We start from the raw sequence: 24909 nt of genomic DNA on the forward strand, positions 1-24909 counted from the left end.
GACGAGTATTTGAATACAGGGGGCAGGCGCGCGGACTCGGCCGGCATGGCGGCGACATCGCAGGTTTTTCGCGGCGGGATTTTACTGCTGCCGGGGTCGTGCTACCGGGGTTGTGCTGCCGGGCTTGTACTACCGCGCGTTCGCGCGGCCCGGCGCGCGCCGGCCCGATTGCGCCAGGCGGGGCCCGATGCCCCGCCGGCCGCAAACCCGCATCAGTAGGTGTCGGGGACGTACATGTCGTCCGGCACCGGATGGCGGATGTAGTCTTCGTGATGAACGCGCTCCGGCAGCACGACCGCGGAATGCTCGACGTCGTGATACGGCACTTGCCCGAGCAGGTGCTTGATGCAGGTCAGGCGCGCCTTCTTCTTGTCGTCCGCGCGCACGACCCACCAGCGCGATTCCGGAATATGCGAGCGCTCGAGCATCACTTCCTTCGCCTGCGTGTACGCTTCCCAGCGCCGGCGGCTCTCGAGGTCCATCGGGCTCAGCTTCCACTGTTTCAGCGGATCGTCGATGCGGCTCTGGAAGCGCAGCTCCTGTTCGTCGTCCGACACCGAGAACCAGTACTTGACGATCTGGATGCCGCTTCTCACCAGCATCTTCTCGAACTCGGGCACCGACCGGAAGAACTCGTCGTATTCGTCGTCGGTGCAGAACCCCATCACGCGCTCGACGCCGGCGCGGTTATACCAGCTTCGATCGAACAGCACGATTTCGCCGGCGGCCGGAAGATGCGCGACATAGCGCTGGAAATACCATTGCGTGCGCTCGCGCGTCGTCGGCGCGGGAAGCGCCGCGACCCGGCACACGCGCGGGTTCAGCCGCTGCGTGATGCGCTTGATGACCCCGCCCTTTCCGGCCGCGTCCCGGCCCTCGAAAATCACGACCAGCCGGTGGCCGGAATGAACGACCCAGTCCTGGAGCTTCACCAGCTCCCCCTGCAAACGCAACAGCTCGCGGAAGTAATGCTGGCGTTCCGCGCGCCGGTCGCTGTCCGTCGCGGTGTCGGACTCGAAGCGCCGGTCGTCGAGCTCCAGTTCGAATTCCTCGTCCAGGCTGTCGATCAGTTCCGCTTGCAGGCGCGCATATCGATCCCGATCGGCGTCAGCGGCTGCATCGTTGGTCGGAAGAGCATCTTTCATGGGAGTCCCTGTATTGCCTGTGGAAAAGGATGTGCCGGAAAGCGGCGCACGCGAGGGCGGCGGCGCGCCGGTCGGGTCCGGCAGCGCGAGCGCGCGGCCCTGCCCGCCGTTGCGCTCCGCGACGGCGGGCGTCGCCGTTGCGAACGCCTGCAGCATCGGTCGAACGGGCACCATGCTTGCGGCCATGAAACGACGAAACAGCGCGTCGCGCAAGCGCGACCGATGACTGCCGGACCGTTGGCGCCTGCGCATCCGGGCACCGCGAACCAAGCGTCTGACCACGTAAGATCCCCCGAAGTTTTCAGCGAATGAAAGGATCAGGATTCTACGTCGGCGAGACTGAAAATCTCGGTTTTGTCGTTGTATGAGAAGACTTCGCCGTAGCGGCCCCAGTCGATCACCGCGTCGAGCGTCTCCTCGGCGGCGCCATCGGTCAGGAAATCCTCGAGTTCCTGCTCGAAGCGCACGCGCGGCGCGCGATGGCCCGGCCGCTCGTCGAGCACTTTCTTGATCTGCGCGGCGAGCGGCACATGCTTCAGCAGATGATCCGCGAACATCAGCTTGCGCTCCTGCGTGCCGAACTCCGCGAACACGCGCCCCGGCGGCGTCAGGATCACGTCGCCTTCGCGCACGTCCGCGAAGCCGAGGTACTGCAGCACTTCGGCGATCGGGAACAGGTCGTCGACCTCAAGATGCAGCGTGCGCGCGATTTCCGGCATGTCCGCACGGCCGTGGTACGGCGCCATCACGAGCGTTTCGATCAGGCCGGCCATCAGGTTGGTCGACACCCTCGGCAGCCGGCTGCTGGGTTCGAGCCCCTTCTTCGTCGCCTCGCCGATCTGGCGCGCGGTCATCTTCGCGTAGATGTCGTCGACGAGCTTGCGGAACGCCGGGTCGAGGCGGTTGCGCGGATGCTTGAACGGCACCTTGATCTCGGCGATCACGCGGCCCGGGTTCGACGACAGCACGAGGATCCGGTCGCACATGAACACCGCTTCCTCGATGTTGTGCGTGACGATCAGCACCGACTTGATCGGCATGCGGCCCTGCGTCCACAGGTCGAGCAGGTCGGTACGCAGCGTCTCGGCCGTCAGCACGTCGAGCGCCGAGAACGGTTCGTCCATCAGCAGGATCGTCGGATCGACGACGAGCGCGCGCGCAAAGCCCACACGCTGGCGCATGCCGCCCGACAGCTCGCGCGGATACGCGTTCTCGAAGCCGTCGAGACCGATCAGGTCGATCGCCGCAAGGGCGCGCTCGCGCCGCTCGCGCGCATCGACGCCGAGCGCCTCGAGGCCCGCTTCCACGTTCTGCAGCACGGTGAGCCACGGGAACAGCGCGAAGGTCTGGAACACCATCGCGACGCCTTCGGCCGGGCCGCGCAGCGGCTTGCCGAGGTAGCTCACCTCGCCGCCGGTCGGCTCGATCAGGCCGGCGATGATCCGCAACAGCGTCGACTTGCCCGAGCCCGAGCGGCCGAGCAGCCCGACGATCTCGCCTTCGCGCAGCGACAGGTTCGCGTCGTCAAGCACCAGCAGCTCGCCCTGGTTCTTGTTGAAACCACGGCTGACGCGGTCGACACGCAGGATTTCGTCACCGAGCTTCGGTGGCACCGGCTGGGCCTGAACGGGGGCGTTTACAGCATTCGGATTTTGCATCGCGTTTCGCTCTCAATCGGTTTCAGTCAACACGCAGCTTCGACTCGGCATACGCGAACAGCGGGCGCCACAGCAGGCGGTTGAACAGTGTCACGAACAGTGACATCACCGCGATGCCGAGGATGATCTTCGGGAAGTCTCCGGCAGCGGTCATTTGCGCGATGTACGCGCCGAGGCCGTGCGCGGTGACCTTGGTGTCGCCCCACTGCACGGCTTCCGACACGATGCTCGCGTTCCATGCGCCGCCCGACGCGGTGATCGCGCCCGTCACGTAATACGGGAAGATGCCCGGCAGCATGGCCTGGCGCCACCATTGCCGGCCACGGATGCGAAAGTTGGCGGTCACTTCCTTGTAGTCGTTCGGATAGGCGGTCGCGCCGGCGATCACGTTGAACAGGATGTACCACTGCGTGCCGAGCACGATCAGCGGCGACAGCCAGATGTCGGCGTTCAGGTGGAATTTCACGATCACGATCACGAACACCGGGAACAGCAGGTTCGCCGGGAACGCGGCCAGGAACTGCGCGAGCGGCTGCACCTTTTCGGCGAGCGCCGGGCGCAACCCGATCAGCACGCCGACCGGCACCCAGATCACCGACGCGATCGCGATCAGCAGCGTGACGCGCAGCAGCGTGATGAGGCCGAGCACGAGCACGTGCCCCACTTCGTCGAGCGTGACGCCGGTGCGCACGTAAGCGACCACGCGCCACACGACGTACGCGGTCAGCAGAATCACCACGATGCCCCACACGACATCGCCGATGCGCGACGACTGCCCCGGTTGCGCCTGCCGGGATCCTGCGCGCCCGAAGGCCGGCAAGCGCAACGGCGCACGTGCGGCCCGCGACAGCATCCAGCCCATCGGCTCGAGCGTGCGGTGGATCAGCTGCGTGCGGCGCAGCAGGTCGAGCAGCCACGACCGGGGTACGTCGCCCGAGCTCGTGTTTTCCATCCGGAACTTGTCGGCCCACGCGACGAGCGGGCGGAACAGGAACTGGTCATACGCGAGGATCACGACCGTCATCGCGAGGATCACCCAGCCGATTGCGCCGATGTTCTTGTCGCCGATCGCCTGCGCGAGATACGCGCCGATGCCCGGCAGCGTGATCGTATTGTTGCCGACCGTGATCGCCTCGGATGCGACGACGAAGAACCAGCCGCCCGACATCGACATCATCATGTTCCAGATCAGGCCCGGCATCGAGAACGGCACCTCGAGCTTCCAGAAGCGCTGCCACCCGGTCAGGTGAAAGCCGCGCGACACCTCGCCGAGATCGTGCGGCACGGTGCGCAGCGACTGGTAGAAGCTGAACGTCATGTTCCACGCCTGGCTCGTCCAGATCGCGAAGATCGCGGCGAGCTCGGCGCCGAGCACGCGGCCCGGGAACAGCGCGAGGAAGAACGTGACCGTAAACGAGATGTAACCGAGCACCGGCACCGACTGCAGGATGTCGAGGATCGGGATCAGCACCTTCTCGGCCCGGCGGCTCTTCGCGGCGAGCGTGCCGTACACGAGCGTGAACGCGAGCGACGCGACCATCGCGGCGAGCATCCGCAGCGTCGTGCGCAGCGCGTATTCGGGCAGGTTCGACGGGTCGAGCGAGATCGCCTGGGTCTTCAGCGTCGAAATCGGCGCAAGCGTCTGATGGAAGCCGATCGCCGCCATCGCGATCAGGCAGACGATCAGCGGAAACGCGACGAAGTCCCAGCGGTTGGGCAACACACGCCACACCGACGCATTCGCGCGGCGGCTCGGGTCAAAGCTGAGATCCATCAGGGTGTTTCTCCGTCGAGAGAGCGTTGGGACAGACTGGCCGACGGTCCGCGATCGTCCGTCGGCGGCCGGAACGGCCGACCGCGCTGCGGCGATCGATCGCGACGTGCGCCGGCACGTTTCCGGCATTCATGCGCCGCGTATCCGCGTATGCGCGTATTCGTCCACGCCGCCCGCAGCGTCCGCAACGGGGACGCGGAACGCGCACGCGGCACGGCACCTGCGGCAGGGATTCCGGCCGGCGGCCGGCGCCCAGCGGTCGCGGCACCCGGAGCGGTGAGCGCCGGGCGCCCGACCGGGCTTGCTTCATCGGGCTTGCTTCATCGGGCTTACATCATCCGGATCAGAAGACCCGATGCAGCAGCCAGTACAGGCCCCCCGACAGCGCGATCGATGCCGGCAGGGTCAGCACCCACGCGAACACCAGGTTGCGCACCGTGCCCCAGCGCAGGCCCGACCCGTTGGCCGTCATCGTGCCGGCCACGCCGGACGTCAGCACGTGGGTCGTCGACACCGGCAGCCCGTATGTGTCGGCCATGCCGATCGTCAGCATCGCGACCGCCTCGGCCGACGCGCCCTGGCCATAGGTCAGGTGCGACTTGCCGATCTTCTCGCCGACCGTCACGACGATGCGCTTCCAGCCGACCATCGTGCCGAGGCCCAGCGCGATGGCCACCGCGACCTTCACCCAGGTCGGGATGAACTTGGTCGAATGGTCCAGCTGCTTCCTCAATGCTTCGATGACGGCCGAGTCTTCGGCGGTGAATGCGGGCGACTTGGCCTTCTCCATCAGGCGGATCGCCTCGGACGCCACGTACATGTTGTTGCGCACGTTACCGGCCTGGTTTTGCGGCACCGCGGAAATCGAGCCCAACGAGCCGACCTGTCCGGCGATCCCGTCGATCAGGTCGCGCAACGCGGGCACCGTCGCCGGCGTGATGTGGCGGGTGCGCACATAGGCCTCGACTTCGCCGCGTGCGTCCGCGGGATGGACAGTCGCGTCCGCATATTTGCCGAGCGTCGTCGACGCATGGCGCGCCACCGCGACGAACGTGCCCGTCTGTTCCGGCGTGACGGCCTTGTTGAGCGCATAGGCGGTCGGCATCACGCCGATCAGGATCAGCATGATGAGACCCATGCCCTTTTGCCCGTCGTTCGAGCCGTGCGCAAACGACACGCCGGTGCAGGTCAGGATCAGCAGCGCGCGAATCCAGAACGGCGGCGGCGTGTTCCCCTTCGGTTCCTCATAGAGCGCCGGCACGCGCACGACCGCCTTGAGGACGATCAGCACCAGCGCGGACAGCAGGAAGCCGATGATCGGCGAGAACAGCAGCGCCTTGCCGACGCCCAGCGCCTGGTTCCAGTCGACGCCGCTCGTGCCGGACGGACCGTTGACGAACTGGTTCATCAGCCCGACCCCGATGATCGAGCCGACGAGCGTATGCGAACTCGACGACGGCAGGCCGAAATACCAGGTCGCGAGATTCCACACGACTGCTGCGATCAGCAGTGCGAACACCATCGAGAATCCGGCGCTGCTGCCGACCTGCAGGATCAGTTCGACCGGCAGGAGCTGCAGGATGCCGAACGCCACCGCGCCGCTCGACGTCAGCACGCCGAGGAAATTCCACGCGCCGGACCAGACGACCGCCGCGTGCGGCGCGAGCGAGCGCGTGTAGATCACGGTCGCGACCGCGTTGGCGGTGTCGTGAAAGCCGTTGACGAACTCGAAACCGAGCGCGATCAGCAATGCGATGCCAAGCAGGATGTAAGGAAACGTCGAACGCTCGGCCACCGTCTGAAGATCCGACGCGAGCTGGGTGATGACGAAGATCGCTCCGGCGAGGAGCAACACCAGGAAGACGGCGAAACCCAGGTTGCGCTCCCGGCTGCGGGGCACGCTGAATTGCGCGGCGATTGGATCGGACATGGTCACGTGAATGAAAATGCGGGCACGGAGCGAAGACTATACGATTCGCATGTGACTAGCACGTTAATTCGCATCAAAAAAGGCCGGTTAATTCGCCATTATTAATATCCGACATTTCAATCTGTAAGATATGCGCGGCATGCTTTCACCCAGCTTGTGGACGTTGCATTTCATGCATCACGCATGCCATTTTCCGCATACGGCTGCGGGCGACAATCCGGCCTGCTGCGTGTAAATCGGCGCACTTTTCAGTCGCTCGGACGACGGGCTGGCGTCGACGATAATCGCGCGATGCCGTAACGCGAAGTAATGCAAGGGTTCGCCAGGCATTCGATTATTCTTTTCGCGGTATTCATCGAATCAATTGAATATGTCGCGCACGACTCAGCGCACGTCCGACCGGGCCTTGAGAATGGCCTGCGCGCGGTTCCGGACGTCCAGTTTGAGGTAGAGATTCTTCAGGTGGAATTTCACCGTGTTCTCGGACAGGAACAGCTTTTCCGAAATCTCGCGATTCGACGCGCCGCTGCAAAGCAGTTGCAGGATTTCGTGCTCGCGTTGCGACAGCATGCCGAGCCACGCCGCTTTCTGCACGCCCGGCCGGGAAATGGAATGGACGCGATCCGTTTCCGCGTCCGGCATCGAGTCCAGCATCGCCACCAGCTCCGCGCCTTCGTCGAGCAGCGCACGGCGACAGCCGCCGGCACGGGCGGCGTCCCCCACCCGCTGCAGCGTGCGCAGCGCCAGTCTCGTCTGCCCTTGCCGATGCTGGACCAGCGCTTGCAACACCTGCAGCTTGACCGTCAGCAGCGGTCGAGCGGGCACGATGGCCAGCGCCGTTTTCAGCAGCTCGGCCGCCCGCTCTGGCCGATGCTGCAGCAACGCGAGCCGGATGCGGCCCAGCAGCGCGCCGCTCAGCATCTCCGTGACCGGGATCCAGGCCGGATCCGGCGGCGGGCCATCGATCGACACGTGCGGCAGCAGCGCATCGATACGCGCGGGCTCGCCGCTGCGCCCCGCCAGATACAGGCGCTCCCACGCGATCATCTCGCGCACGCCCGACCATTGGCTCTGAAAGCTCACGCGCTCGAGCGTGTCGAGCGTGTCGCGCGCCTGCATCATGCGTCCGCGCGCGACGTGCACGCGCGCGATCGACACCATCGACAGTGCAATGAATTCGGGCACCGCCGCGAGCGTGATGTCCTGCTCGAACTGCGCGGCGAGCCGTTCTGCGGTGTCGAGTTCGTCGGCCTCGTAGCACGCCCAGATGCGCGTCGCGGCGAGCGCCGCGGCCGCCATCCCGCGGTTCACGTACGGCCGCGCGCCGGCGCTCGCGCGCGGCGCATGCGTCGCGCGCTGCGGCTGCGCGCCGACGACCTCCATCACGCACTGCAGCGCGAGCGTGTAGCCGTGGCTGAATGCCGCCTGCGCGTGATCGTTGTGGCTGTTCGCGAGCACGAGCAGACGGCGGCTCTCCTCCTCGTCCCACGCGGCCATCGCTGCGAACGACAGCAGGTTCGCGGCCGCGCCGAGCTCGAACGCCTCGAACACGTCGCGCGCGGGGCGATGCAACGCCGGCACGTTCGCGAGCGGCACCGCGCCGCGCAAGTCGTTGTTGAACAGCTCGGCCATCGCGAGCACGACGTCGGCACTGCGTCCCGCCTGCTCGCCATCGGCCGTGCGCGTCGCTTCGAGCTGCGCGAGCAGCGGATGCTTCGGCACGCCGCGCCGCAGGAACACGAGCGCCCACGCGATCTTGACCGCGAGGCTCCGCTGGCCGATCACTTCGTGCACCGGCAACCGGTCGTACCAGTAAGCGAGCGTGACCAGCTCCGCATCCGCGACCAGTCGCGACGCCCATGCGTCGAGCGTGTCGATCGCCAGCGCATGCTCGCGCGCTTCGACCGCATGAAACATCGCCTCTTCCGGCACGCCGTGGCGCACGTACCAATGCGCAGCGCGCCGGTGCACGTCGAGCACGCTTTCAGCGCCTTCGCCGCTGAACCGCTCGGACAGGAATCGCGCGAACAGGCTGTGATAGCGATACCAGCCCGGGCTGCCGTCGAGCGCCTCGACGAACAACCCGTCCTGCTCGAGCTGCCGCAACAGCGCATCCGCGTGCGGCAGGCCCGTCACCTCCTCGCAGAGCGCGCCGTTCAGACGCCGCAACTGCGACGTCTTCAGCAGGAACGCCTGCACGTCGGGGCGCTGCAGCGACAGCGTGTTTTCCGACAGGTACCGCACGAGTTCGAGCGGCGCGCAATCGCGCATCTCGTCAAGCGTGCGCCGAATGTCGGACCGTGCGAGTGCCAGCCTGAACAGCTGCAGGCCGGCCGGCCACCCTTCGGTGCGCGCCTGGACGAACGCCGCCGTTTCCGCATCGATCGCGACGTCGTCGGCACCGGTCAGGAATTCGGCCGATTCGGCCGACGAGAAGCGCAAATCCTCCATCCGCAGCACGAGTGCTTCCTCGGACACGAGCAGCGCGCTCACGCCGATGTCCGGGATGCTGCGCGAGCCAAGGAACACGCGGCATCGCCCGGGCAACGCGCGCAGCAGATCGCGGAAGAAACGCGGGATCGCGGGTTCGTGTATCCACTGCACATCGTCGATGCAGAAGCCGATCGGACCGTCGATCCGCGCGATCCGGTCGAGCACCCAGTCGAGCATGTTGTCCGTCGTCGCGTGCGACTGCGCGCTTACGCCCGCGTCCGCGACCATCCGTGCGACGAGCGCGATGAAGTACGCCTCGAAGCGGCGCGGGTCGTTGTCGTTCTCGTCGAGCGTCAGCCACGCCATCGTCCAGCGCTTCGCGCGGCCGGCATCCATGATCTGCTGCAGCAGCGTGGATTTGCCGCTGCCGAGCGGCGCCTGCAGGATCACGACGCGCGGCACGCCGAGCCGCGTCACGCGCTCGAGCAGCGCATGGCGGACGATCGTGCCACGGCGGGCGGCGGGCGGGAAGAACTTGTGTTCGTGCAGATCCACGCGGTCACGACGCGCACCGCGTCGTATCTCGTTCGGGGAGCGAGTCACGTTCGCCTGAATGGTGGAGAGAGTGGGTCATCGTGCCTCAATTGCCTGGCGGCTACAAGCGGGCTAAATGCGGACTATGAGCGGGCATATGAGCGGCCGCCGGAAACGTCGTCCGATGCGCGCGCCGATGTGCCCGCCGATGTGCCCGCCGATGTGCCCGTCGATGTGCACGCCGAAGTGCCCGTCGACGTGTCCACTTCCGGCAGCGGCGGCGTCCATCCGCCGACGCGCGAGAACGCGGAGAACGCCGCGAACGGGTTGCAGCAGAACGGCCGCAGGCACGCCGCGTCGTGCCGGGCGTCGTCGCCGCCGCCATCGTCGTCATCGCCGCCGCGTGCCGCAAGCGTAGCCGCTCCGGCGCCCGCCATCGCGATCGCCGTCGTCATCGCGGCACCGTGCCGACGAACGCAACGTACGCATCGAGCGCCGCCGGGTTGGCCATCGCGTCGCGACTCGCCGCCTGTTCGACCGGCCGTCCCATCAGGATCTTGCGCACCGGCACCTCCATCTTCTTGCCGGTCAGCGTATACGGGATCTGCGCCATCGCCACCATCACGTCCGGCACATGACGCGGGCTGCACTCGGTACGCAGCCGCTCGGCGATGTGCGCGCGCAGCGCGTCGTCGAGCACCGCACCCTCGCGCAGACGCAGGAACAGCGGCATGAAGAAGCGCCCGCCCGGCAGCTCGCAGCACACGACGAGGCTGTCGGCCACCGCGTCGATCTCCTCGACGACCCGATAGATCTCCGCCGAACCGATCCGTACGCCGTAGCGGTTCAGCGTCGAATCCGCGCGGCCGTAGATGTAGCATCCGCCGTGCGGCGTCACGCGCATGAAGTCGCCGTGCCGCCACACGCCCGGGAAATGCTCGAAGTAGGACTCACGATAGCGCACGCCGCCTTCGTCGTTCCAGAAGAACACCGGCATCGACGGCGCCGGCTGCGTGACGACGAGTTCGCCGACTTCGTCGACGACAGGCTCGCCCGCATCGTTCCATACGTCGACCGCCATGCCGAGCATGCGCGCCTGGATCTCGCCCGCATGGACGGGCAACAGCGGCACCGCGCCGACGAGCCCGCTGCACAGCTCGGTGCCGCCCGATTGCGACGTGACCCACAGATCGGCCTTCACGCTGCGATAGAACCATGCGAACGTCTCCGGCGCGCTCGGTGCGCCGCTCAGCAGCACGCTCCGCAGGCGCGACAGGTCGAACCGCCGGCCGGGTTCGATGCCGGCCTTCTCCATCATCTGCACGAAGGTCGGGCTGCCGCCGAAGCACGTCGCGCCCGCGTCCGCCGCGAGCTGCCACAGGCACTCGGGGCCGCCGTTCATCGGGCTGCCATCGTAGAGCACCGCGGATGCGCCGGTCATCAGCGCGGCGACCAGCAGGTTCCACATCATCCAGCCGGTCGTGCTGTAGAAGAACATCACGTCGCCGGCGCGCAGGTCCATGTGCAGATGCATCAGCTTCAGATGCTCGACCAGCACGCCGACGTGGCTGTGCACGATCGCCTTCGGCAAGCCGGTCGTGCCCGACGAGAACACGATCCACAGCGGATGATCGGCGCCGACGCGCGTGTAGCGGAACGCGTCGGCCGGCACGTCGGGGCCCGACAGCATCGTGTCCCACGCATGCACCGTGCACGAAAGCGATGCGATCTCTGCCGGCATTCCGCTCGCGACGTTCGGCAGCCATACGAGCGTCTGCAGGGACGGCAGCGCCTGCGCGATCTCGGCCACCTCGCGCTTGCGCTCGAACACCTTGCCGCCGAACGTATAGCCGTCCGCGGCGATCAGTACTTTCGGCGCGATCTGCTGAAAGCGATCAACGACCGTGCGCACGCCGAAGTCGATCGCCGCCGACGACCACACCGCGCCGATGCTGGTCGCCGCCAGCATCGCGACCGCACATTCGGGCACGTTCGGCATATACGCGACGACGCGATCGCCGGGCTCGACGCCAAGCTCGCGCAAGCGCATCGCGAAGCGCCGCACCTGGCTCGCGAGCTCGGCGAGCGACAGCGTCTGCAGCGGCCGCGTTTCGCTCGCGTGATGGAACGCCGGATGCGTCGCGCTCGCGTGTGCGGCGTGCTGCAGCACGTGCTCCGCGTAGTTCACGCGTGCATCGGGAAACCAGCGCGTATCGGGCATCGGCGCGCCGTCGGTGACGCGGCGCGCCGCCCCGTCGTACTGCACGCCGTACCATTGCCAGATCGACGCCCAGAATGCGTCGCGCTCGCTAACGGACCAGCGCCACAGTGCGTCGTAGTCCACGAACTTCAGGTCGCGGTCGGCTGCCAGCCAGTCGATGTAACGCGCGATATTGGCGCCGCGCGCGAAGGTCTCGTCCGGCGTCCACATCAGTTCGCCTTCGGTCACCATGTCGGCCTCCGCAGGGCCGCCCCAAGGGCGTAGCACGGAATTCGCAGAGCATCGCTCAGCGCCTGCGCAGCCGGCCGGCTTTGCAAAGCCGGCCGTGGACGGCTGACCGCTCCCTCGCGGGGCAGCGAACGAAGCGAGCGTGGGGGTCGTGTCATTTCTATCGCCTTTCACGTAAGAGTGCGAGCCGTTCGAGGACGGTCTCCGGACGCGCTGCCGCAGGAATGTCCGCAACGTCGAACGTACCCGGTTGCGGCGCAGGCAGAGCGTCACCTTGCCAGAAAGTCTCCGGCACGACGAGCCCGGTCGGACCCTGACCGCACGCCGACGGCGCAATCGCGAAATCGGGGCCGTGCGTCTCGCCAAATTCAATCGCTGACGGCACCTGCAGCCCCCAGTCCCACCCGTAGTGCCGCGCGACGTTCGCGACCGGCCGATACAGCTCGAGCCACAGCGCGGCTTCGTCTGCGTCCCAGGTGCGCGATTCGCGCAACAGCACCGCGTCGATGCCGGCCGTCGCGAACGACCGCAGGAAATCCGCGATGCAGGCCGCTGCTGCATCGGCTGCGTCTTCGTCGACGACGGTGTCCGGCGCGCCGCCTGCCAGCACGAGCGCCTGTGCGGCCCAGTCGCGCGGCGACGGCAGCACGAGCGTGAACACCGCATCGGGCAGTGCGGCGCGCAGCGCAATTGCGAGCGCCGCCGCGTGCTCGCGCAACGGCACACTCGCGAGACACGCCTTCAGCGGCAGATGCGCGCGTTTCGTCCGCTCCGCCATCCCGGCCGCGAGCGCCGCGTCGCGCGCCAGCCATGCGGCGGCAACCTCGGCGAGTGGCAGCGTGCGCACGTCGGAGCCGAGCAGGCCATGCGCCTGCCGCGCCCATGCGACGCACGCGGCAACGTCGAGCCACGGCGGGGCGCCGCCGGCCAGCAACGGCGCGCTGTAGGGGTCATGATCGATCCACAGCAGCCGGCGAGCGCGATGTGCTTCAATCAGTCGGGACATGGTGCCTCCCCGTTCATGTCGACACGCGCGGCGAGACGCGCTTCGAGTTCCGCAATCCGCACGTCCTTCGGATCGGGCATGAACGCGCCCTGCAACTGGTCGGCCGGCATCTTGATACGCTGGCCCATCGTCGTCGCGTAGATCTCGGTGCGGTCGTTCCAGCTGCCGAAGTACGGCAGCGTCGCGGGCGGCTCCGGCGTCACCCATTCGTCGCAGAACGCGTCGAACGGCCGCCCGCGCGCGATGCGCGCGAGCCGCTCGGCCGCGCGTGTGTCGGCGGTCGCCTCGACATCCACGACGAGTGTCTCCTCGTCGTACACGACCTTGTAGATGTCGCGCGCGTTCTCGTGCGACATCAGCTCCTCGCGCAAGTCCTTCATCACGAGTTCGGGATCGCGTTCGAGCACATCGCCGTAGCCGCCGCCCGAGCCCTGGCAGATCATGTAGATCTCGCCTTCGTTGCAGATCTCGAACGTCATGCCCATGTCGTGGCTGCTGTACTTCGCGCCCGGAATCGGCCGCTTGTTCATCAGCTCGACGATGTCGAATACTTCGACGGCCTTCGGGTTCTCTTCGAGCACGTTGAAGATGTTGATGCCCTTGATCTTCATCAGCTGGTAGCTCGGGCACGAATAGCCGCCGAACAGCCCCTGCGCCGACGGGAACTTCGAGCCTTCGCAGCCCGTCATGAAGCCCCACAGGCCCGAGCCGCGCGCGGTCGCGATCTGCTCGTAGCCCATCCCGCCGCGATACTTGCCCCAGCCGATCCGGTCCTTCGCGAGCCGCTGCGCGCCGAGGCGGATGATCGGCGTGTCCTCTTCCGCGATTTCGTGCTCGCCGGTGTCGCACATGAAGCCGAACACGGGCGAGATCGAATGCTCGCCGTCCGCGTGGCTGCGCGCGCCCTGCCCGTTGCCGTTGATGTCCGCGCAGAAGTTGCCGGTCACGTCGCCGTGCTGCGTCAGGCCGCCGTAGATGAACGTCGCCGCCTGGTCGTACTGCGACGCGATCACCGCCGAGTAGCGGTGCGGCAGGCTGTAGCTGAGCTTGTTCATCGGGATCGTCCACACGACGCAGCCCTTGAACAGCGGCATCAGGCTCATCGCCTGCGGCATCTCGCCTTCGGCATCGAGAATCGAATTGCGGTCGGTGATGATCTCGATCGGCGACAGCACCGCCATCGTATGCGGCAGGTCCGGCCAGATGTTCTGCAGCAGGCCCGTACACAGCGCCGCCTTGAACGATGCGATGTTGGTGTTGACCGAGCGGTTCAGGAACTGCGGCGCCGAGCCGCGGAAATCCATCACCATCCGCTCGCCCTTCACGGTGATCGCACACGAGATCTTCTGCAGCGCGTTCTCGCGCAGGCTGGAATCCATGAACTGCAGCACGCGCGTGGTGCCGTCGGGCAGCTCGCGGATGCGGCGGCGCATCTCGGTCTCGACGTCCTCCAGATGCGTGCGCAGCGTGCCGATCAGCGCGTCGCGGCCGTACTGGTCGAGCAGCGCGATGATCCGCTCGCGCAGGCGCAGCACCGCGTGCAGCTTCACCTTCATGTCCTCGAGCTGCAGGCGCGGATCGCGCACCGAGTTCTGCAGGAACGTGACGAGGTCGCGCTTCAGCTCGAAGTTCTCGACGATCTTGAACGGCGGCATCTTGATGCCTTCGTCGTACTTGCTTTCGGCGCGGGCCGGCAGGCCGCCCGGCTCGGTCGAGCCGTTCTCGCCCTCGTGGATCGTCGACGACAGCCAGCAGACGAGCTCGCCCTTGTAGAAGAGCGGCATCATCATCGACTGATCCGTGTTGTGGATGCCGCCATAGCGCGCGTCGTTGTGGATGAAGCCGTCACCGTCCCGCACGCCGACCGTCGGGTCATTCACCCAGTTCTTGATGATGAAGCGGATCGGATAGAAGCAGCACGCGGCGAAGGCGATGATCCCGTGCGGCGCGATCATCGACAGGTCGCCCTGCGCGGTGTAGATCGCAGTCACGAGGTCGCCCCATTTCGCGCCCGGCGCCGCGCCCATCTGGTTCACCATCGTGAACGCTTCGGACAGCGCCGAGTTGATCAGCCCGCGCACATGGTGAACCTGGTGCGGATCGACACCGCGTTCCAGCACGTCGTGCTCGGCCTTCGAGCGCGGCAGGATGCTGTGATTGCGCATGATCTCGGGATCCGGCCCGAGAAACAGCGTGTTGTCGGCGATGAACTTGTCGAGCAGTGCCCGATCTTCCGCGTTGATGTCGTTTTGCATGTCGAACTCCTTGCTTACTTGCGCAGGAACCACGCGCCGCCCTGGGCCGTCGCCTGATAGATCCAGCCCGGCTCGACGAGGAACGTCGTCGCGCGTGTCGTGATGACGGCCGGCCCTTCGATCTGCGTGCGCTCGGCGCGCGCGCGGTCGTCGTAGATCGCGGTACGAAGCGGCCCGTCGTGCCCGACGAAGTGGCAATCGCGATGGCCGACCGGCTCCGGCGGCGGCAGCGGGTCGTCGCTGACCGTCAGCTTCGCGAACTTCACCGACGGCTGCTCGACATACGCGCACACGCGCAGCGTATTGATCCGCACGCCGGTCTCCGGGCTCTGCGAGCCAGCGCCGAAGCGCGAGCCGTAGCTTTCGTGGAACAGGTCCATCAGCGTCAGCACGTCGCGCTGCGTCTTCAGCCGCGAGATCGGCGTCACCACGGCCGTCTGCACGCGCTGGTTGCCGTAGCGCATGTCGAGCTCGAGCCGGTAGCGGATCTGCGACGGGTCCATCCCCTGCCGCTCGAGATCCTCGCGCCCGCGCCGCTCGAGTTCCTCTACGCCCTGGTTGAAGGCGTCGAAGTCCATGAAGAACGACTTCGTGTTCGGGTTGAAGAGCACTGTCCACGTGTTCATCTCGTGGATGTGCATCTGGTTCACGGTCCCTGCGCCGCACGCGGAGAACGTCGACGAATACGGCGGCGCGAGCACCTTCGCGATCCCGAGCGCCGACGCGATCCCGCAGGCATGCAGCGGCCCGTTGCCGCCATACGCGAGCACGGTGAAATCCTTCGGCTCGTAGCCGCGCGTGCGCAGCTCGGTCGCGATGCCGTTCGCCATCGACGCGTCCACCTGCTTCTTGATCAGCTTCGCGGCTTCGATCACGTCGAGATCGAGCTCGTCGCACAGATCGTCCAGCAGCGCCTGTTTCGCGCGGCGCGGGTTCAGCGGAATGCGGCCGTTCGCGTAGTTCTTCGGATCGAGATAGCCGAGCAGCAGATCGGCATCGGTGACGGTCGGATGCTGGCCGCCGCGGTCGTAGCACGCGGGCCCCGGATCGGAGCCGGCCGACTGCGGGCCGATCTCGACCGTCTTGTACATCCGCTCGTAGCGCGCGATCGAGCCGCCGCCCGCGCCGAGCGCGACGAGGTGCACCATCGGCACGCTGACGAGCCAGCGATCGATCACCGGATTGAAGTCGTAGAACTTCTGCCCGCCCTGCACGACGATCCCGATGTCGAAGCTCGTGCCGCCCATGTCGGTCGCGACGACGTTGCCGAGCGCCGCGGCCGCCGCCAGATACTCGCTCGCGGCGATCCCCGACACGGGCCCCGAGTGGACCGTCTGCAACGCGTCGGTCGAATTGAGCTGCGCCATCCCGCCCGAGTTGTGATTGACGAGCATCGGCTTCGTATAGCCCTGCTGGCGCAGGTTCAGCTCGAGCGTGCCGAGCCCGTGATACATGATCTGATGCAGGAACGCGTCGATGATCGACGACGTCGCGCGCGAATACTCGCCCTTGCGGCCGACCACCTGGTGCGACAGCAGCATCGGAATCGCGCCGAGCATGTGCGCCGGATATTCGTCGAGGAAGATCTCGCGCACCCGCAACTCGTGCACGGGGTTCACGACGCTGTTCGTGAACATCACGACGAGCGCCTGCGCGCCCGCGTCGACGAGCTCGCGGATGCGCAGCCGCACGTCGTCCTCGTCGAGCGTCCAGAATACCTGGCCGAGGTAGTCGACGCGTTCGCGGATCTCGCGGATCAGCGGAATCGGCACCAGCGGCTCCGGCCGCGCCGCGTTCGGGATGTCCATCTGCTCGGGCTCGGCGAGCCCTTCGCCGTAGCCGCGCGCGCGGGACAGCGGCACCGTGTGCTTGAACCCTGTCGTGACGAGCAGGCCGACGCGCGGCCCCTTGCGCTCGATCAGCGCGTTCGTGCCGAGCGTGGTCGCATAGCGAACCGAATCGACTTCGGACAGCAGTTGCGTCGGCGTCAGTTCGAGCTGGCGGCACGCGTCCGCGAGCGAGTCGTTGAAGCCGACCGCGAGATTGTGATGCGTGGTCAGCGATTTGCCTTCGACGCAATGATCGCCCCAGGCCACGAAGCAGTCCGTGAAGGTGCCGCCAATGTCGACGGAAACACGTTTCATGATCGAATCTCTCCGCAGGTCAGGTGGACGACGAGTCGGTGCCGGCACCGACTCCGTGGCGATGATGCGCAGCCGCATGCAGCGCGCGCTGCAGCTTCACGCGTTCGAGCGCCAGGTCGGGCGCCTGCGCGGGCTCCGTCATCTCCGGGCGATCCTTCCATTGCGCCTTCAGCGCGTCGATGTCGAGGTCGATGTCATGCAGCGGCGGATGGCCGGGCGGCAGATACTCGGCTTCGACGAGCACGCCGCAACCCGGGCAGTAGTATTCGAGAATCCGGCACCAGTCCGGGTCCGGCGAATACGTGCGCGCGTACAGCTTCGGGTCGAGCAGCGGCTTGTGGATCTCGCGCGGATCGCGGTCGTGGACGAGCAGGCCGCGCTTGTAGTTGTCGCGCGCGCTGCCATGCGACTGGCCGCAGCGCCGGCATTCCCACTGCTCGGTGCCGAGATCGATGCGCAGGGTTTCGGTGATCAGGACTTTCATTGTTCGGTCTCCTCGCCGCGGCTCACCAGGATGTCGCCCGCGGAGTTGATTTCGAAGTGCCAGCCGGCGTCGATGCGCCCGGTGAAGAACGCCTCTTCGAGCACCGCCGGGCCGGCCGCACGCACTGCGACGCCCTTCGGCTGGTCCTCGACGCGATAGAGCGGCAGCTCGACCTCGCGGCCGTCGACGACGACGCGCCGCGTGTCGCGCGTGATTGCGACCTGATGGCCGGCCTCGCCGAAACGGCCGTCGAGCTTCGCTTGCGGCATGCGCTTGACTGCGGTCAGCGACACGGACAGCGTCGCGTCCGGCGGCAGGCCGGCCGGCAGCGTCGGTCCGTGCAGCGCGTGCTCGACGGTCCGCCCGTCGGCCGTGGTTGCGTCGAGCGTGTAGCTCAGGCGGCAATCGTCGATCGCCGCGTCCTCGCCGAACATCGCGCGCGACGCCTGCGTGAACAGCACGTCCATCGTCGCGGCGAGCGCATCGGCGCTCGCATCGGCCAGCGGCGCCGCGAAGCTGTGGCCGACGTCGGAGAAGCCGATCCCGTACGCGGAGAACACTGCGGCAAGCGCCGGAATCAGCACCCGCTTCACGCCGATCGCGTCCGCAACCCGGCACGCGACGAGCGCACCCGCGCCGCCGAACGCGGCGAGCGTCGTATCGGGGCGGATCGCCGCATACGCGGTCAGACTGTCGACGACTTTCTTCACCCACGCGCCTTCCATCGCCGACAGCACTTCCAGGTCGCCCATCTTCAGCGGATCGGCGACGTGCGTGCGGATCGCCTGAAGCGCGCGTGCCTTGTCGAGCTGCAGCTTGCCGCCGAAGAACGACGCTGGATCGAGCAGGCCCGACAGCGTGAACGCGTCGGTGATCGTCGCCTGCGTGCCGCCGAGGCTGAAGCACGCGGGCCCCGGCGCGCTGCCGACGCTTTCCGGGCCCACCGCGATCCGCTCGCCGTCCGCGCGGATGATCGAGCTGCCGCCGACGCCCGCACTCACGACGTCGCACAGCGCGAACGACGTCGTCACGCCTTCGACGTTGCCGCGCCGGTCCGCCCGCACGCCGCGCTCGTCGACGACGCCGATGTCGGTCGTCGTGCCGCCGATGTCCATCGACAGCAGGTGCTTCAGCCCGTAATGCGCGGCCAGCACGCGCGCGCCCTCCATGCCGCCGCGCGGGCCCGAGCTGTAGGTCTTCAGCGCGATCGTCTTCGCGACGCGTCCCGCATGGCCGTCGTTGCGAAACACCAGCAACGGGCTCTGCGCGCGCGCGTCGCGCAGCTTCTGCTCGGCGCTGTACAGGAAGCGCTCCATCGCCGGATGCAGGAATGCGTTGAACAGTGCGGTCCACGTGCGGCGAACGTCGTTCGCGTCGTCGGCCACTTCGTGTGCGTACAGGATCGGCAACGCGCCAAGCAGATGCGGCGGGAAGCTGCGCAGCAGCTTGCGCTTCAGGCGCTGCTCGCGTTCCGCGCGGTCCGGGCCGCCGATCGACACGACGAGCCGGTTCGCACCCGCCGCCGCGAGCTCGCCGACGGCGCGCACGACGTCGGCTTCGAGCGACTCGGCGGACAGCGCGACCGCACGGCTGCCGATCACCGCGTCGAACAGGCCGGCTGCGCCGTCGGCTGCCTGCACCTGCGCGACGCTCAGCGCGCCGCCGACCACGAGCCCGAGCCGCGGGCCCTTGCGCTCGACGAGCGCGTTCGTGCCTTGCGTCGTCGAATAGCGGATCGCTGCCGTCGACAGCAGCAACGCCTCGAGGTCTTCGGTGCCATAGACCGCTTCGGACGCCTTGCGCAACCCGTCGAACAGGCATTGCGACAGGTCGTGCGGCGTCGTCAGCGTCTTCGTGCGGACGACCTTGTCGCCGTCCATCACGCAGATGTCGGTCAGCGTGCCGCCGTTGTCGATGTTGATCAGACGATGCCGCGCGGGCCGGGTGCTCTCCGCGTTCGGCGGCACGTCATGGATGGAATCGGATGAGATTCTCATGAGCTCTCTCGCTTCGTTGAGTGCCGGTTCAACCCCGGCCGGGCAGCCGGGATCGCGCATCGCGCTGAAAGCCGACGGGGGCGCATGGGCCGGTCATCCGGCGGTGCGGCGGTGGAAGAAAAAGGGAATGCACGTTGTCTCCAGTCCGTTTGTGTTCGTTGCTTGTTCGCTGCTTGTTCGTCGTGTTTGCGCTGCGGAATCAGTCTAGGTGGCAACCCGGCCGCGCCCCGCCACCCGTCCGGGTAGTCCTGCTTCATGGATTGCCCGTACCGGGCGCGCCTCCGGCTTCAGGACCGCAGCGGCGCGTGGGCGCCCGCGCGCTCGAGCGCGGGCTTCACGCTGTCGACCGCGCCGCCGCCGTCGCACGGGATGACCGCGCCCGACACGTACGACGCATACGGCGACGCGAGGAACAGCGCGAGATTCGCGATGTCATCGGCCGTGCCGAAGCGGCGCAGCGGCACCGCCGCCTCGGCCGCCGCGAGTTCCGAGTCCGTGCGCGCAATCAGCTTGCGAAAGCCCTCGGTGCCGTCGATCGGGCCGGGCGAGATCGCGTTCACGCGCAGGCAGTCCGTGCCCCATTCGAGCGCGAGCACGCGCGTGAGCTGGTCGACGCCCGCCTTCGCGGCCGCCGCATGCGCCTGGTAGCGCATCGGCACCGTCGCCTGCGGCGCGGTGATGTTGACGATCGATGCGCCAGGCTTGCGCAGATGCGGGTACGCCTGCCGAATCACGTTGAACGAGCCGATCAGGTCGATCTCGACGACCACGCGAAAGCCGTTTGCCGACATCGCATTCGCGTCGCAGAGGAAGTTGCCGGCCGCGCCGGAGATCAGCACGTCGATCGGCCCGAAGCGGCGCACCGCGTCGTCGAACGCCGCGCCGACGGCCTCGAAGTCGCGCACGTCCGCGCAGACGCCATGCGCCTGCGCGCGCGGGCCGGCGAGCGCGGCCACCGCCGCGTCGACGTTCTCGCGCTTGCGGCTCGCGACGCTGACGTTCGCGCCGCATCGCGCGAACGCCGCCGCAATGCCGAAATTGATGCCGGTCGTGCCGCCGAAGACGAACACGTGACGGCCGCTGAAATCGATGTCGATCTGCATGATGGACTCCTTAGTTCCGTGGTTCAGAGATCACGCAGCAAGCGTCAGAACAGATGGCGAATGCCGACCGTCGTGCCGAACGTCGAACCCGACACCCCGTAGAGCGCGCCGTTCGTCGACAGCCCCGTGTTCATCTTTCCGTGGTTGTTGACGAAGCCGAACTGGCCGTAGAGCAGCGTCGCCTTCGACAGGCTGTAGGTCACGCCCGTCGCGGCCAGGATCGAATGGTTGCTCGTCTCGTTGCCGTCGCTCGTGTACCAGACGCCCGCGTCCGCGATCACGACCGGCGTGACCTGATAGCTCACGCCGCCGCCATAGACACGGCTGTCGAACGAGCCAGCGATCTTGTAGTTCGCGAACGTCGCCTTCACGGTCAGGTCGTGGTACTGATAGCTCGCGCCGATCGTGCGGCCCGAAAACGGCACCATGCTCGGCACCGGCGTCGATGCGGCGCTGCCGCCCGCATTGCCGCTGTACATCGCGGCGCTGACGAGCAGCGTGCCGTACGTGTAGTTCAGGCTCGCCGAATATTGCCGGCCCGCCTGGAAGTTGCCGGCGGCGCCGCCGAGCGCAAGCATCGCGCTGCCCTGGAAACCCGCGATCGTCGGGCTCGTATACGAAATCGCGTTCGCGTTGAAGATGCCGGTCACGAACACGCTGCCGACGTAGATCGGCACCTGGCTGCCGAAATACGACACGTTGCGCGCGTCGGTCGAGATCAGCGACAGCACGAACGGCGAGTACTGCAGGCCGGCCTTCACGGTGCCGTAGTCGCTCGCGAGCGCGATCCACGCCTGACGGCCGAACAGGTTGCCGTTCGAATCGGCAAACCCGCCGTTCGTGCTGTCGATGCCGCTTTCGAGCGTGAACAGCGCCTTCACTCCGCCGCCGAGATCCTCGACGCCCTTCAGGCCGAACAGCGACGGCGTCATGCCGCCGGTGACCATCGAGAACTGGTGCCCGGCGTTCCGCCCGGTCGCGGGATCGACCGACTTGCTTGTATAGAGGATCCCCGCGTCGACGATGCCGTACAGCGTCACGCTGCTTTGCGCGTGCGCGGACAATGCGACGGTGCCGAGCCATGCGCCGGCGGCGAGGGCAATGCGGGTGCGGGATTGAAAGCAGGTCATCAGGGGTGTCTCCAGTTGTTTTGTGCTGTTGAAGATCCACGCATCGCGCAGGCGAGCGCCGTGTCCGGACGCAGGGTGGCAACGGCGGACAACGGCGATGGGCAACGGCGACGCTTGTGCAGGCTTCGTGATGCCGGCTGGAGAGGCAGTGTAGGGACGGGCGGATCGGGCGATAGCTACCCGTTCGGGTAGTTCGCCGGCATGGATTCCCCGTATCAGCCGGCGCAGCGGGCGGCCCCCCCGCTGTCATACCCGCCACGCAGCACGACGCGGCGCGCCCCCCGATCGCCGAACCGTGAAATCGGCCGGCCACCCCGCCCCGGCGTTAAAATCCGGCGCCTGGGTACCCACGACGAGCGCGCGTTTTGACGGAATTCGAGCAGGGCTTCATCCTTACCCGCCACTGGCGGGACACCGCGGCCGGCGTCGAAATCGAGTTCTGGCTGGCAACCGGACACGGTCCGCGCCGCGTGCGGCTGCGTCCGCAGGAAGCGGTCGCGTTCGTCCCGGTCGAGCAGCGCGAAGCGGCCGAGCGCGAGCTCGCGGGCGAAAGCGGCGCCGAACTGCGCCCGCTCGCGCTGCGCGACTTCCGGCAGCGCCCGGTTGTCGGCCTCTACTGCCGGCGCTACCGTCACCTGTCCGCGCTGCAGAAGCGCCTGGCCCGCGCGGGCGTCGACGTCTACGAAGCCGACGTGCAGCCGCCCGAGCGCTACATGATGGAGCGCTTCATCACCGCGCCGGTGCGGTTTCGCGGCGTGCCGGACGGCGATGGCGTGCTGTGCGACGGCGAGCTGAAGCCCGACGCCAGCTACCGCCCCGCATTGCGCTGCGTGTCGCTCGACATCGAGACGAGCGCGCACGGCGAGCTGTACTCGATCGCCGTCGAAGGCTGCGGCCAGCGGCAGGTCTTCATGCTCGGCCCGGCCAACGGCGACGCGCGCGACGTCGACTTCGCGTTCGACTACTGCGACAGCCGGGCCACGCTGCTCGCGCGCCTGAACGACTGGTTCGAGCAGCACGACCCGGACGTGATCATCGGCTGGAACCTGATCCAGTTCGACCTGCGCGTGCTGCACGCGCACGCGCACGCCGAGCAGTATCGCGTGCCGCTGCGGCTCGGGCGCGGCGGCAGCGTGCTCGACTGGCGCGCGCACGGCCAGCAGCCCGACCACTTCTTCGCGGCCGCGGCCGGGCGCCTCGTGATCGACGGCATCGACGCGCTGAAGTCGGCAACCTGGACCTTTCCGTCGTTCAGCCTCGAATACGTCGCGCAGGCGCTGCTCGGCGAAGGGAAGTCGATCGACAACCCGTACCAGCGGATGGACGAGATCCAACGCCGCTTCGACCACGACAAGCCCGCGCTCGCGCGCTACAACCTGAAGGACTGCGAGCTCGTCACGCGCATCTTCGAAAAAGCCGACCTGCTGTCGTTCATGCTCGAACGCGCGACCGTCACCGGGCTCGCGGCGGACCGCACCGGCGGCTCGGTCGCGGCGTTCACGCACCTGTACCTGCCGCGCATGCACCGGCTCGGCTACGTCGCGCCGAACGTCGGTGACGTGACGGGGCAGACGAGCCCCGGCGGCTTCGTGATGGATTCGCGGCCCGGGCTCTACGATTCGGTGCTCGTGTTCGACTACAAGAGCCTGTATCCGTCGATCATCCGCACGTTCCTGATCGATCCCGCCGGGCTGATCGAGGGTCTGGCCGATCCGGGCGACGACGCGTCGGTGCCCGGTTTTCTCGGCGCGCGCTTCTCGCGCACGCGGCATTGCCTGCCCGACATCGTGCGGCGCGTGTGGGACAGCCGCGAGCTCGCGAAGCGCGAGCGCAACGCGCCGCTGTCGCAGGCGCTGAAGATCATCATGAACGCGTTCTACGGCGTGCTCGGCTCCACCGGCTGCCGGTTCTTCGACCCGCGGCTCGCGTCGTCGATCACGATGCGCGGCCACGAGATCATGCACCGCACGCGCGAGCTGATCGAATCGCAGGGCTACGAAGTGATTTACGGCGACACCGATTCGACGTTCGTCTGGCTGAAGGAGCCGCACTCCGACGACGACGCGGCACGCATCGGGCGCGCGCTCGTCGAGCATGTGAACCGCTGGTGGAAGACGCACCTGCAGCAGTGCTTCGGGCTCGACAGCGCACTGGAGCTGCAATACGAGCGGCACTACCACCGCTTCCTGATGCCGACCGTGCGCGGCACGGACGAAGGCAGCAAGAAGCGCTACGCGGGCCTCGCGGTCGCGCCGGACGGCCGCGAAGACGTCGTGTTCAAGGGGCTCGAGACGGTACGCACCGACTGGACGCCGCTCGCGCAGCAGTTCCAGCGCGAGCTGTACCGGCGCGTGTTCAAGCGCGAACCGTATCAGGATTTCATCCGCGACTACGTGCGCCGCACACTCGCCGGCGAACTCGACGACTTGCTCGTCTATCGCAAGCGCGTACGCCGGCCGCTCGGCGAGTACCAGCGCAACGTGCCGCCGCACGTGCGCGCGGCGCGCATCGCCGATGCGTTCAACGACACGCACGGCCGCCCGCTGCAGTACCAGCGCGGCGGGTGGATCAGCTACATGATGACGACGGCCGGCCCGGAACCGCTCGAAACGATGCGCTCGCCGATCGACTATGCGTTCTACGTGAGCCGCCAGCTGCAACCGGTTGCCGATGCGATCCTGCCGTTCGTGCGCGACGATTTCGAATCGGTCGTGTCGGGGCAGGGGCGGTTGTTTCAGGGCTAGGAGTCTGGGCGGCAGAAGTCAATTCCTGGTCATCGGGCAAGGGAGGTGGCGCGTTATGAGCAGATGAGCGCGAATTACCTCCCCTATGAGCCGCAGCAAATGCTGCTGCTACCTGAAGCCCTG

15 protein-coding genes are annotated in these 24909 nt (G+C 67.3%); 1 reads left to right on the forward strand and 14 read right to left on the reverse strand.

Annotated features, from left to right (window positions below):
- Positions 1–212: 212 nt before the first annotated feature.
- From ppk2 to DID96_RS13135, 14 genes are all read right to left on the reverse strand, one after another.
- Positions 213–1145 (reverse strand): polyphosphate kinase 2, encoded by a 933-nt coding sequence (ppk2, locus tag DID96_RS13070; RefSeq protein WP_124599734.1) that lies wholly within the window; start codon positions 1143–1145, stop codon positions 213–215.
- A 317-nt stretch (positions 1146–1462) separates the two neighbouring features.
- Positions 1463–2803 (reverse strand): AAA-associated domain-containing protein, encoded by a 1341-nt coding sequence (locus DID96_RS13075; protein ID WP_124599735.1) that lies wholly within the window; start codon positions 2801–2803, stop codon positions 1463–1465.
- A gap of 22 nt (positions 2804–2825) precedes the next feature.
- Positions 2826–4577, reverse strand: a complete 1752-nt coding sequence (locus tag DID96_RS13080; protein WP_124599736.1) for an ABC transporter permease subunit — start codon at positions 4575–4577, stop codon at positions 2826–2828.
- 343 nt (positions 4578–4920) lie between these two features.
- Positions 4921–6507, reverse strand: coding sequence for an inorganic phosphate transporter (locus DID96_RS13085; RefSeq protein ID WP_124599737.1), 1587 nt, complete (start codon positions 6505–6507; stop codon positions 4921–4923).
- Between the two features lie 384 nt (positions 6508–6891).
- The gene (locus DID96_RS13090; RefSeq protein WP_260463877.1) at positions 6892–9495 is read right to left on the reverse strand and encodes a LuxR C-terminal-related transcriptional regulator; all 2604 of its coding nucleotides are present in this window, start codon (positions 9493–9495) and stop codon (positions 6892–6894) included.
- 122 nt (positions 9496–9617) lie between these two features.
- On the reverse strand, positions 9618–9929 hold the full coding sequence (locus tag DID96_RS13095) for a hypothetical protein (protein WP_124599739.1): 312 nt from the start codon (positions 9927–9929) through the stop codon (positions 9618–9620).
- A complete protein-coding gene (locus tag DID96_RS13100; RefSeq protein ID WP_124599740.1) occupies positions 9926–11926 on the reverse strand; it encodes an acetoacetate--CoA ligase in 2001 nt (666 codons plus the stop codon). Before DID96_RS13100 ends, DID96_RS13095 begins: the two co-directional genes overlap by 4 nt.
- Before the next feature lie 157 nt (positions 11927–12083).
- On the reverse strand, positions 12084–12929 hold the full coding sequence (locus tag DID96_RS13105; protein WP_124599741.1) for a hypothetical protein: 846 nt from the start codon (positions 12927–12929) through the stop codon (positions 12084–12086).
- Positions 12917–15184: a hydantoinase B/oxoprolinase family protein gene (locus DID96_RS13110; RefSeq protein WP_124599742.1), complete on the reverse strand. Its 2268-nt coding sequence runs from the start codon at positions 15182–15184 to the stop codon at positions 12917–12919. Before DID96_RS13110 ends, DID96_RS13105 begins: the two co-directional genes overlap by 13 nt.
- 14 nt (positions 15185–15198) lie before the next feature.
- On the reverse strand, positions 15199–17328 hold the full coding sequence (locus DID96_RS13115; RefSeq protein WP_124599743.1) for a hydantoinase/oxoprolinase family protein: 2130 nt from the start codon (positions 17326–17328) through the stop codon (positions 15199–15201).
- A gap of 19 nt (positions 17329–17347) precedes the next feature.
- The gene (locus DID96_RS13120; RefSeq protein WP_124599744.1) at positions 17348–17812 is read right to left on the reverse strand and encodes an acetone carboxylase subunit gamma; all 465 of its coding nucleotides are present in this window, start codon (positions 17810–17812) and stop codon (positions 17348–17350) included.
- On the reverse strand, positions 17809–19809 hold the full coding sequence (locus DID96_RS13125; protein ID WP_124599745.1) for a hydantoinase/oxoprolinase family protein: 2001 nt from the start codon (positions 19807–19809) through the stop codon (positions 17809–17811). The genes DID96_RS13120 and DID96_RS13125 overlap by 4 nt, the downstream gene beginning before the upstream one ends.
- A 287-nt stretch (positions 19810–20096) precedes the next feature.
- On the reverse strand, positions 20097–20912 hold the full coding sequence (locus tag DID96_RS13130) for an SDR family oxidoreductase (RefSeq protein WP_124599746.1): 816 nt from the start codon (positions 20910–20912) through the stop codon (positions 20097–20099).
- Between the two features lie 44 nt (positions 20913–20956).
- The gene (locus DID96_RS13135; protein WP_124599747.1) at positions 20957–22042 is read right to left on the reverse strand and encodes a porin; all 1086 of its coding nucleotides are present in this window, start codon (positions 22040–22042) and stop codon (positions 20957–20959) included.
- Positions 22043–22407: 365 nt separating this feature from the next.
- Between DID96_RS13135 and DID96_RS13140 the strand changes: the two genes are divergently transcribed.
- A complete protein-coding gene (locus DID96_RS13140; RefSeq protein ID WP_124599748.1) occupies positions 22408–24786 on the forward strand; it encodes a DNA polymerase II in 2379 nt (792 codons plus the stop codon).
- Positions 24787–24909: the final 123 nt, after the last annotated feature.

It is taken from the genome of Burkholderia sp. Bp8963 (assembly GCF_003854275.1).
In the GTDB taxonomy this organism is placed as follows: domain Bacteria; phylum Pseudomonadota; class Gammaproteobacteria; order Burkholderiales; family Burkholderiaceae; genus Burkholderia.